This is a genomic window from Daejeonella sp. (genome assembly GCF_030695525.1).
Classification (GTDB): domain Bacteria; phylum Bacteroidota; class Bacteroidia; order Sphingobacteriales; family Sphingobacteriaceae; genus Daejeonella.
This window is the reverse complement of record NZ_JAUYSS010000020.1, coordinates 1-11,974: the sequence shown is the minus strand read 5'-3', so window position 1 is coordinate 11,974 and position 11,974 is coordinate 1. Positions and strand designations below refer to the sequence as shown.

Below are 11,974 nucleotides of genomic sequence, written 5' to 3'. Positions count from 1 at the left end.
TCTATTCAATTATTTTGAATAGAATTTATACTATATTTGCTAATAAACTAAGAAAACAGCTTTGTTTAATCATATCAACATTGTACCGCGCTGGATTATTTTCTGCTTAGATCTTTTTGTCTGCGCATTTTCCCTCAGTTTTGCTTATTTTCTGAAATATAATTTTAATGCAGAGGAAATTAATGCCAATGAGCTGAGCCGGAATATTCTGGTATTCACTATATTAAATAGTTTTGTTTTCCTGATTATCAAGACCTATGCAGGGATTATCCGCTATACGAGTGCGCAGGATTCCTTCCGTATATTATTCTCAGTTCTGATCAGTAATGGCCTATTTGTCCTCGTTAATTTAGTTCTGGTCAGTTTTAAAAAGGAGCCTTATATTTCCAATGTTATTCTGGTGATTAATGGATTAACAGGATTCTTATTACTGATCACTTATAGGGTGATGGTGAAATACTTCTTTATGTATGTAAAGAATTTCAGAATGGATAAACGCCGGGTTATTATTTACGGTGCAGGGGAAGCAGGGATTGCGGCCAAAAGGACTCTGGATCATGATAATAAGGTTAATATGCTTTTAACAGCCTTTATTGATGATGATGAGCGTAAAACAGGTAAAGCTATAGACGGGATCAAGATCTTTCATACCCGGGAGTTTCTGAGTCTGATACGGGACGACAAAATTGATGATCTGATTATTGCCTCTCAAAACATCCATCCCGACCGGAAAAACAGGATTGTAGATCTTTGCCTTGAGAATGATATAAAAGTATTGACCCTGCCTCCTGTACGTTCCTGGATTAACGGACAGCTATCGAGTAAGCAATTGCAGAATATCAAGATTGAGGATTTGCTTGAAAGAGAGCCTATTGAGATTCATAATGATATCATCTCCGAGCAAATCAAAGGGAAGAGGGTGTTAGTTACAGGCGCGGCAGGTTCTATCGGTTCTGAGATCGTTCGTCAAATCGCCCAGTTTGCACCTCAGATGATCATTCTGAATGATCAGAGTGAGACCCCATTGCATGAACTCCATCTTGAGCTTCAGGAAAATAATCTGGAAAATAATTTTCATTCTTTTATCGGGGATGTGAGGGATCGTTGCCGTATGGAGCTGCTGTTCCAGACTTTCAAACCCCATTATGTATACCATGCCGCAGCATATAAACATGTCCCCCTGATGGAACATAATCCGGGAGAGGCAGTACGGACCAATGTGATGGGAACCAAGGTTGTCGCTGATCTGTCTGTGAAGTATGGGGTGAATAAATTTGTAATGATCTCAACGGATAAGGCTGTTAACCCGACCAATGTGATGGGAGCTTCCAAACGAATTGCAGAAATCTATGTACAATCCTTATTTAATTCATTTAAGTATATAGAGCCTACAATTTATACAAATGGTCTGAGCCATCTCAATGAGAAGAGTCGTTCCAGTGTAAACACACTCTTTATTACCACCCGTTTCGGTAATGTGCTCGGCTCAAATGGTTCTGTAATCCCAAGATTTAAAGCACAGATCCAGAAAGGGGGCCCGATTACTGTGACTCATCCGGATATTACGCGTTATTTTATGACCATACCTGAAGCCTGCCGTTTGGTTCTGGAAGCTGGATCAATGGGTGAAGGGGGCGAAATCTTTATCTTCGACATGGGTAAATCGGTTAAAATAATTGAACTGGCGAAGAAAATGATTCGTTTGTCGGGTCTGGTGCCTCATCAGGATATCACGATTGAATTTTCAGGACTCAGACCGGGTGAAAAACTTTATGAAGAATTATTAAATGATCTGGAGAATACCATGCCTACCCATCATGAAAAGATCATGGTCGCACAGGTAAGGGAATATCATTTTCAAACCATCAGTAAGCATATATCAGAGCTGATCAAATTAAGCTGCGAATATAAGGACAGGCAGGTTGTTATTAAGATGAAGGAAATTGTGCCGGAATTTAAAAGTAATAATTCTATTTACGAGGAGCTTGACAGCCCCGTAGAAATACCTGACAAATCCCTATCTGATCTATAATCCGTAGAGCTGAAGATATAATTGAAATTTGTGATCAGATCTAATTCAGTACTTTTAGGATTAAACATGAGAATTGGAGGAAAGTATTTTATTCTTTTCCTTACCTTATTATTTAGTTGTGAATTGGGTTTTACACAAAGCCTACCTCCCGGTACAATTGCTTTGGAAAATTATTTACAAAGAAAGCAGTTAATTGGGGATCTGGACTCGAGCATTTCGTTTACAGTACGTCCCATTTCTCCTTTTTCGATTGAGGGTGAAAGCGGAAGGGCAGCAGATACCTTATTAGATTTTGGTAAACAGCTCTATCGCTCAGCTTCCGGCAAAAACAAAATTCTTATTCTACCTTTTTCCTGGCAACAGCGATATAATGGGCATCCGGCTTACAGCCGGAATGACGGTGCAATGATCCCTGGCAAGGGATACCAGAGCCTGTTAAGTGCGGGTTTCTTTGCAAAAGCAGGGCCGCTTAGTGTTCAAATCAGACCTGAATACGTCTTTGCAGGTAATGGAGAATTCAGGGAGTTTAGCTCTCATTATGGCTCTGCAGATCTTCCGGTACGTTTTGGTCAGGATCCCTATTCGAGGCTATCCTGGGGGCAAAGCAGTATACGTCTAAATTTTGACCCGGTTTCTTTCGGCCTTTCCAATGAGAACCTCTGGTGGGGTCCCGGAAAGCAAAATTCGATTCTGATGAGCAATACAGCTCCTGGATTTAAACATCTTACTCTAAATACCAGTCGACCGGTAAAGACTCCAGTTGGATCTATAGAAGCTCAGATCATTTCAGGCCGTTTAGAAGGATCCGGTTTTACTGTGGGCATGCCTGATGACTGGCGGTATTTATCAGGAATGGTAATGAGCTATCAGCCCCGTTGGGTTCCGGGTCTGTTCCTTGGCCTGACCAGAGGTTTTCAGACCTATCATGAGGACATGGATGATAGTTTTGCTGATTACCTGCCCCTTTTTCAGGCTTTTCAGAAAAAAAATACAAACGAAGATGCTAAAAGAAGGGATCAGCTTACTTCAGTATTCGCTCGCTGGCTTTTGACCGGATCCAGAGCAGAGCTTTATTTTGAATATGGTAAAAATGACCATGCTTATAATACCCGCGATTTCCTGATGAGTCCTGAACATTCGAGAGCATATACTCTGGGGATGAGTAAACTTATTCCTTATAAAGGCAGGAAGGATGAGTACATTCAATTGGGTATAGAACTTACTCATATGGAACAGTCCATTGACCGGATAGTTAGGGATGCTGGTGAATGGTATACTCATGGTCTGGTATTACATGGCTATACGAATCGCGGAGAAGTTTTGGGTTCAGGTATAGGCCCGGGGGGAAATTTTCAGTCAGTGAATGCTTTTTGGGTAAAAGGTTTGAAGCAAATCGGTCTGCAATTGGAGCGCTATGAGCATAATGGAGATCTTGCAAATGTATATGGTTATGGCCCATGGATAGATTTCAGCGCCGCCGTTGTTGGCAATTGGACCTATAAGAAATTTATTTTGAATGCTAAATTACAGGCGATAGAGTCGGTGAATTATCAGTGGCTCTCGGGATCTTATGGTTCTGCTAATAAAAATGTTTTTCATGTGAATGGGGAGGTGGGGGTGATGTATAGGTTTTAGTTAGTTGAGAGTGGAGAGTTGAGAATTGAGAATGGAAAGACTTACGAAAACACATGGGCGAGCGGAAGAGAGATTTCGTCTTCACATGTTCCGGTTTAAATGAGGGGTAGGGAATTAGCAAATTAGATAATTAGCAAATGAGCAAATGGTCTCATCATTTCGATGAGCGAATGGGATTGTTGAATGGATAGGAAGTAGTAACGCGAAGAGAAATCTGTTAATGAGTTAATTAGCAAATTAGATAATCACTATGTCCGGGGAAAGCTTGAAATGGAATTTCGTGAGTTTAGGAGGTTCCAGCCTTCGCTGGAATGACAATCCGAGGGGTGGAATAGGGAGATTCCGGCCTTCGCCGGAATCTGAGTGGTATCGTTACAGGTGCTTTTTGGGGCAAGCGATCCTGGCGAAGGCCAGAACCTCCTGTCTCTTAAATAATAACATTGGGTGAAAGCTGGAACCTGTTCCATCCCGCCCAGACGGAGAAGAGTGATTGTAATTCAAACTCCTTCAGACGAAGCGCACAGGGATTTTTGAAAGGATAGAAAGGATTAACGCGAAGAGAAATCTATTAATGAGTTAATTAGCAAATTAGATAATTAGCAAATAGTAATAAAATGTACCATTACAATAATTGAAGTGAAATGGCAGAAAATCCCTTCTATTTCGGCCTGCCTGCGGCTAGGCAGGAATGACAGTACTAAGACGGATATTTTAAATGAAGCACAATTTAATCTCAATACTCATTACTCAATACTCAATACTCAATACTCAATACTCATTACTCAATACTCCACCAATGCAAAATAGATTTCAACATATACTTGTAATTATCCTTATAATCTCATTTGCATCCTGCAAAGGCTTGCAAAAGGATACTATAATTTACAAGAATGATTTTGAGGGCGGTAATTTGTCGGGGATTATTGATGGTAAAATTGAGGATTATAATGGGTCAAAGGTTATCGGGAGGTATTCTCAAAATGGGTTTCTCTTAAAATTAGATAGTTTACCAAAGCATAATATGGTTCAAATTAGTTTTGACCTCTATATACATGATACCTGGGATGGGAATGCGGCAAAGCCCGAAGGTCCCGATATCTGGATCATGAATATAGATGGCTGGAGTGCAATCTATTCAACCTTTGCGAATGGTTTGTGTACAAATTGTTCACAGGCTTTTCCGGTACTGCAGCCATCCCATGTTAATGGAGGATTTGTTTTCTTTAATAATAAGCCAAATAGTAATGCCATTAAAACCGATCTGCCGGGAGCCTGTATATTAAAGGATACCAAAGGAGGAACGTCTATGTACAAGATATTATACACGTTTGAGCATACCCAAAGCACTCTGGATATAGGCTGCTATGCACAGCTTGAAGATCCTGATCCAGCCAATAAGAATTGTAATGAAAGCTGGTCGGTTGATAATATGATGGTTAAGACGATTGAATTCAGATGATATGATGCGGAAAAAGGCCTTATTATTTATCCTCTTGCAAATCCTGATTTTTTCAGGAATAAGCATTGCTCAGACACTGCCGGTAGGTATGCCTGTTCTTGAAGATACTTATCGCAGGGAGCAATTGTTGGGTAGTAAGGATTCACTCATTTCTTTTACAATCAGACCACTGTTTGCCGGGGATCAATTGAGATCCGGAATTGATACCCTTTCAGCTGAAAACCGACTTTTTAAGTTCAACAGCCGTTTTAGCCTTGAAGGAGATAAGGCATACCTTCAACTACTTCCTCTTAATTTGCAGCATCAGTACAATTCTCTTCTTCCTTACGACTGGAATGATGGAGCCATGATTCCTGCAAAAGGGAATCAGACTCAATTGAGTTTTGGAGCGTTCTTTAAATACGGACCTTTAAGTATTCAATTAAAACCGGAATATGTTTATGCAGAGAATGCAGAATTTGAGGGCTTTCCATCGGAACAGTATGATGTGGTTTGGGCGAGGTATTATAATAATTATTTTAATGTGTCTGATATCACGGAACGTTATGGAGAAGATCCCTATTCAAAATTGTTCTGGGGACAAAGCAGCGTCCGTTTAACTTTCGACCCAATTTCTGTGGGAATTTCTAATGAAAATCTCTGGTGGGGGCCGGGGAGAAGGAGTTCCCTGCTGATGAGTAATAATGCACCCGGGTTTAAACATATCACACTAAATACCAGTCGACCGGTTCAAACACCGATAGGATCCTTTGAGGCTCAGTTAATTGCCGGACGTCTGGAGAACTCCGGAATTTTACCTCCACAGGAGAACAGGGTTTACGAAGGCCAATCGCTTTATATCCCCAAAAGGGATGATTGGCGTTATCTTTCGGGATTTGTTTTAACGTATAATCCAAAAGGAGTTCCGGGACTGTTTATTGGTGCAAGTCAGGTTTCCCAGATGTATAATCAGGATGCAGGAAAGAGGCCTTCAGATTTTCTGCCCTTGTTGCTGCCCTTTGAAAGTAAGGAAGCCGCATCTATTAGAGACAGGTATTCCAGTCTGTTTTTTCGTTGGGTCATGCAGGAAGCAAAGGCTGAAATCTATGGGGAATACGGACACCAGGGGAAACATAGTATAACTGCATTTTTAAGAGAACCCGACAGGTCAGCAGCTTATTTGCTTGGATTTAGAAAAATTCTGCCTTTGAATAAACGGCCGGGTGAATATATTCAGGCCTCATTGGAGTTTACCGAGCTTCAGCAAACCCATCTTCCTGAAAAAGGTGGCTGGTATACAAGTTCTGTTGTCAGGCAGGGCTATACGCAGATGGGTCAGGTTCTGGGAGCGGGTATTGGTCCCGGAAGTAATCTTCAGTCGCTGGATATCAGCTGGTTTAAGGGTTTGAAAAGAATAGGGCTTCAATTTGAACGATATCTTCATAATAACGATTTTTATTATCAGATGTACATAGACCCTCCTGATTTCAGGAAACATTATGTGGATATGAGTGCTGCGGTTTCGGCCGACTGGGATTATAAAAATCTGGTATTTAGTGCTAAGGGTGCTATGATCCGTTCACTTAATTATCAATATGTGCTCTATAACCGACCACCTGAGTATTTTGTTACGGGCTGGGACAGGTTGAATTATCAGGTGAAGGTGGGGGTGATGTATAGGTTTTAGTTAATTGAGAGTGGAGAATTGAGAATTGAGAATTAGCAAATTTGAGAATTAGCAAATTTGAAAATGGAAAGAGTACTTCATTGTACAATTGTAGTATATGGTGGAATTAGGTTAGTTGACACCCGATAGTACTATCGGGTTGGCAGTTGATAATTGACAGTGAAGTAAAGACTTACGAAATCACCTAGCCGAGCGGAAAGTGATTTCGTCAGTCACATACTATTAAGGGGCGACTGACGAATTTAAATGCATGACGCCCAGGTAAATTCGTAACCCGATAGCTATCGGGTCTGATTTCCCGACTTAAATCAAATAGACGAGCAGAAAGTAGATTTCGTCTTCATATCATACTTCATTGCCAGGTTTAATACTTATGTCGGTGCATGTGAGCCAACCATGAGATCAGCAGGCTTTTTCTAAGCAACCAGGATTAAATAATCAAACATACTTATTGTTTACTAACAAACAATTTTGTTTGCTATGAAAGTATAAAATTGTACATTTATATCAAACATCTTTATTATGTTGCTTAAATCAACTATTTTCCGGATCATAGATGCTCAAAAAGCAAATCTTTCCATTCAGGAAACCGGCTTGAAACGAGAAGCATTAAGCTCACTTCCTGATCTGTCTTCACACGTATTGATTGTTTCCGGAATACGCAGATGCGGGAAAAGTACCTTACTTTTCCAATTGTTGAAAGATAAATACCAGGATGCTTTATATCTTAATTTTGAAGATCCAAGACTATATGAGTTTGAGCCTAATGATTTTTTGCGGCTGGATGAGGTGATTAAAGATTCGGAAACTAAAGTATTGCTTTTTGATGAAATCCAAATTATACCCGAATGGGAAAAGTATGTGCGCCAGAAGTTAGATGAGGGGTATAAATTAGTTGTTACAGGGTCTAATGCTTCTTTATTGAGCCGGGAGTTAGGAACAAAATTGACTGGAAGACATATAACCAAAGAGTTATTTCCCTTTTCCTATCACGAATTCAAGTTATTTAACAAACTAAAATCAAATGAAGATTCTATATTAAAGTATCTGGATACCGGAGGCTTCCCCGAATATGTGAAACATGAGAAAGATGAGATCCTTCAGCATTTATTTGAGGATATCCTCATAAGAGACATTGCCATAAGGTATGGAATAAGAGATGTAAAAAATTTGCAGCGGCTGGCATTGTATCTTGTTTCTAATGTAGGAAAGCTAATCACCGGTAATCGCTTGAAAAGTATGTTTGATATTGCCTCTACCAGTACGATAATGGAATATTTATCGCATTTGGAATATGCATATTTAATACAGCTTGTCCCCAAATTCAGCTATTCTATCAGAAAACAATTGGTTAATCCCCGGAAAGTATATGCTATTGATACGGGTATGGTAAGTGTAAATTCAGGTTCTTTTACTGATGATAAAGGACACAAATTTGAGAATCTCATTTATTTACATTTAAGAAGACATTATAAAGAAATCTATTATTTCTCAGAGAAAGGAGAATGTGATTTTATTGTATTTAGTAAAGGAGCTATAGTTCAGGCAGTACAGGTATGTTATCATTTAGATCAGGACAATCTTGATCGTGAGCTGAATGGAATGATTGAAGCTATGGAGTTTTTCAAACTAAAACGAGGGACAATTGTTACCCTGAATCAAAATGACCGTTTAGAAAGGAAAGGACTTGCTGTGGATGTGATATCTTGTAATGAATGGATGAAATTATAAGGTTTTGGTTTTTATCAGGCATTATTTAAGAGGCAGGGGGTTCTGGCCTTCGCCAGATCCGATACCTATCGGATGACAATGCATTTTTTTAGTATTGGGGAGATCCTGACCTTCGTCAGGATCGTTTGCCTGAAAAATTCCTTCATTAAAACTAGAAATTGATACCAATCAGATTCCGGCGAAGGCCGGAATCTCCTTCATCCCCCCCATGCTTGTCATTCTCGCGAAAGCGAAAACCTCCTCAATCCTTCAAACAACGCCGGTCATTCCAGCGAAGGCTGGAACCTCCTAACGCTCATGAAATTCCATTTCAAGCTTTCCCCGGAGACAGATGGTTGATAATTGAGAGTTGACAGGCAAGGACAGTTGACAATGAAAAGACTTACCGAAATCACATGGGCGAGCGGAAAGTGATTTCGTAAGTCACATCCTACTGAGCAAATGACGGACACCCATCCCGTCATTTCAATGACGGATCTCCACCCGAAAGCTAAGGTGTCTCAATTCCCTTCCAATATATTACCGCAGAACCCAGTATCAGTATTTCACAAATAATAGTAGCCATTGCCGCACCTTTTGCTCCGTAAACCGGGATAAGAAAGAAATTCAATGCAACATTTAGAACAATCATAATCAGGTTCAGGTATACCAGAAATTGAACCTTGTTTTTGGCCACCAGGCTATTACTGATCGGTCCGTAAATGAAAACAATAGCGAGGTACCAAACCAGTATTTTAAACACTGGGATCGAATTATCGTATTTATCTCCAAAAAATAATTGAAAGATCAGATCTGCACCAAAGAAAAGTGAGCTGCTAAGTAATATCCCGATCCCCCCCAGATAATATAAAGCAAGGTTTTGGATGCTCCTGAATTTATCTTTTTCTTCGGAATGTTTTGCCAGTTTTGGGAATATGGCAGTCATAAATGCGCCCGAAATGAACATAAAGGGATAGATGAATCGGGTTGCACCCGAATAATAACCTACTTCTGTACTCCCAATCATCTTCTCCAGCATAATGATATCAATTTTATTGTAGATCACATTAGCAGCCATCAGGACGGTAAATAGAAAACCATGCCTGATAAATCCCATACTATCTGACACTGTCGGCTTAAAGTTTAGAATGTGCTTAAACTCTGTCTGTCGCCTGGTATATAGGAACAGTATGAATAAAACGAGGCAGTTAATAAAGCCGAGGTAAATAAAGTAAGCAAAAGGGGCTTGCAGGTAGATTCCAAGAAGGATAAACAGCAGTCTTGTAACACTCAAAGTAACATCCTTAAAAAATATCAGGTCTTTTCTGCCTGATGCAATTAATATAGCAAGCATTGGTGCAAACCAGGCACTGATTACAACACTAAGTCCGAAAACAGAGAGATAATAAAAGTCCTGTATCGAATTCGTAGGATAGCTGATACTAAGGATAAGAGCAAGCATGAATCCGCTGATCAGCAACTGAGCTGATTGTGCTTTAGCATATATTTTTTCGACCGATCCCGGATTTTGACTGCTTTCTTTAATAATATGCTGAGTAAACCCCCCATCAGAGAAAAAGCCAAAAATGGAAATGAATTCAATGATATAGGTATACTTCCCATACTCTGCAACCGGAAGAAAGCGCATTAAACAGATTAATCCGATAAATCCCAGAATCTGGACGATGATGCTTCCACTTAAATAAGTGGCTGAATCTTTCAGTATTTGCTTACGCATTTTCTTTCAGCTTTTCAGAGAGTTTTTTAGCGATACCGGGCCAGGTGAAATTAGCTCTGGAGAATTTTATTGTATTCTCAAACTGTTCGGAAGTCAAAAAGCCATCTGCTATACATTCAATAATTGCTGCTGCAAAATCAGGTGTGTCAGCCTTTACTACCTTTCCGAACTGACCATTATTTGTGATGTGTACTGAACTTGAAACTGGGGTACTGATAATGTAATCCCCAAAGTATAGTGCTTCGGGAAACGCAATCGGGAATCCTTCGAAGCGGGATGTTAAACAGAATATTTTAGCCCGGTTATACCATTCAAAAAGCTCCTTTCTGTCAGTGACATTTCCTGTGAATATGATGCTGTTTTTTAATTGGGGATTTTCCAGAAAATATTGTTTAATATAATTCTGAAAATCTTCCTCAACAGGCCCCAGAATATATACTTTCCAATTATTAAGCTTTGTTATTTTCAATGCTTCAAGAAATAGTTCAGTGTTTTTTTGAAGGGTTCCTATTCTACCGACTGTGATGATAATATCCTCTTTCTCTTCCCAGGGTTTTAATTTAATTTCTTCATCCAGATAGAGGTTATCTACCCCATTTGGGATGCAGATTAATTTTTGCTCCAGCTCCGGGTACACTTTAATAAGGTATGATCTGGCTTCCTCAGTTTCAACAGAAAAAACATGTGTTAATTTAAACATCCATTTTGTTATACCTTTTAGAAGGTAGTTTTTGACGGAATACCTGGAATAGAGAAAAGCATTGTAATCTTTAAAAAACAGGATATCCATATCCAGTTTTATATAAGCTTTTCCTTTCGGATTTAGTATTTTATAGAGAAGCAGATAAAGTAAATGATCTTTTTTGAAATGGAAGAGGTTTAAAACATCAATTGATTTTGCAAAGGACCACAGGTAGGATACTATTCCCAATTCAAAATAAAAGAGTCTGCCCTTATCAGGGATGAACCTTAGTTTTAGGCCCTTAACTTCTTTATTTATGTAAGGATAGGCTTCATTATTTCTATAGCTGATTAGTTCTGCATCATAGCCTTCTGTTTTGTACATGAAGTATGGAATCTGCCCAACATCCTTAACCAAATGGAAGTTCTCTGTATCTGTAAATATGGTATGAAATGTGGGTTTTTGTTTCATGCAGCGTGGCAGGTGTTTATTATTTAATTTTGCCTGTCAGGTTGGTTTTAAAATTAATGATTTAATAAGCAGTATTTTGTTTGAACTGCCATTTTTTTGATTAGTCCGATTAGCCTGATTGTAATGATTCATAATAATCACCTAAATCATCTGAATCATGGTTCAGACAAAATGAAAGGCCTAAGCAAGTAAGTGAATAAATATCGCTCCTCGGCATTATGTTAGATGGAGAACGGTTTCCCCCATTTGCTAACCCGATAGCTATCTGGGTTGCTCATTCACAAATTACTAGTGTCCGGGGAAATTTTTTATTAAGGTTTATCCGAGCAGCAGAATTGAAACTCTTGCCATATTTAGGAATGAGGGTATTTTCTTAATGATTGTTTATTTTAATCTCGGGTATAGAAGTATCGCTCAATAGGACCCGCCTTTAGGCGGGTTCTAAAGTTTGGCTAATTACGAGCGTAAAACAAGTTAGACAGTGAATGTATTGGGTTATTTTTTGCACTTTGCTGTTTCTGTTCCATTGCAACGAAGTCGGAGAAATTGATTCTAACTGAATCAGTCCAGCTTATGGCCTT

The 11,974-nt window shown here is 39.3% G+C and carries 7 protein-coding genes; 5 read left to right on the top strand and 2 right to left on the bottom strand.

The window, feature by feature from the left end; translation table 11 throughout:
• The first annotated feature begins 61 nt into the window (after positions 1-61).
• The 5 genes from Q8S11_RS04170 to Q8S11_RS04150 all read left to right on the top strand — a co-directional run bounded on the left by Q8S11_RS04170 (position 62) and on the right by Q8S11_RS04150 (position 8,523).
• The gene (locus Q8S11_RS04170) at positions 62-2,032 is read left to right on the top strand and encodes a nucleoside-diphosphate sugar epimerase/dehydratase (RefSeq protein WP_305660810.1); all 1,971 of its coding nucleotides are present in this window, start codon (positions 62-64) and stop codon (positions 2,030-2,032) included.
• Positions 2,033-2,062: 30 nt separating this feature from the next.
• On the top strand, positions 2,063-3,667 hold the full coding sequence (locus Q8S11_RS04165) for a capsule assembly Wzi family protein (RefSeq protein ID WP_305660809.1): 1,605 nt from the start codon (positions 2,063-2,065) through the stop codon (positions 3,665-3,667).
• Positions 3,668-4,463: 796 nt separating this feature from the next.
• A complete protein-coding gene (locus tag Q8S11_RS04160) occupies positions 4,464-5,126 on the top strand; it encodes a hypothetical protein (RefSeq protein WP_305660808.1) in 663 nt (220 codons plus the stop codon).
• A 1-nt stretch (position 5,127) separates the two neighbouring features.
• On the top strand, positions 5,128-6,792 hold the full coding sequence (locus tag Q8S11_RS04155; protein ID WP_305660807.1) for a capsule assembly Wzi family protein: 1,665 nt from the start codon (positions 5,128-5,130) through the stop codon (positions 6,790-6,792).
• A 522-nt stretch (positions 6,793-7,314) separates the two neighbouring features.
• Positions 7,315-8,523: an ATP-binding protein gene (locus Q8S11_RS04150; RefSeq protein ID WP_305660806.1), complete on the top strand. Its 1,209-nt coding sequence runs from the start codon at positions 7,315-7,317 to the stop codon at positions 8,521-8,523.
• Between the two features lie 490 nt (positions 8,524-9,013).
• Here the strand turns inward: Q8S11_RS04150 and Q8S11_RS04145 are convergent, their stop codons facing one another.
• Positions 9,014-10,240 carry a flippase gene (locus Q8S11_RS04145; RefSeq protein WP_305660805.1) on the bottom strand — a complete coding sequence of 409 codons (1,227 nt, stop codon included), beginning with the start codon at positions 10,238-10,240 and terminating at the stop codon, positions 9,014-9,016.
• Entirely contained in the window at positions 10,233-11,393 is a 1,161-nt protein-coding gene (locus Q8S11_RS04140; RefSeq protein ID WP_305660804.1) for a glycosyltransferase family 4 protein, read from the bottom strand. The genes Q8S11_RS04145 and Q8S11_RS04140 overlap by 8 nt, the downstream gene beginning before the upstream one ends.
• Between the last annotated feature and the right edge of the window lie 581 nt (positions 11,394-11,974).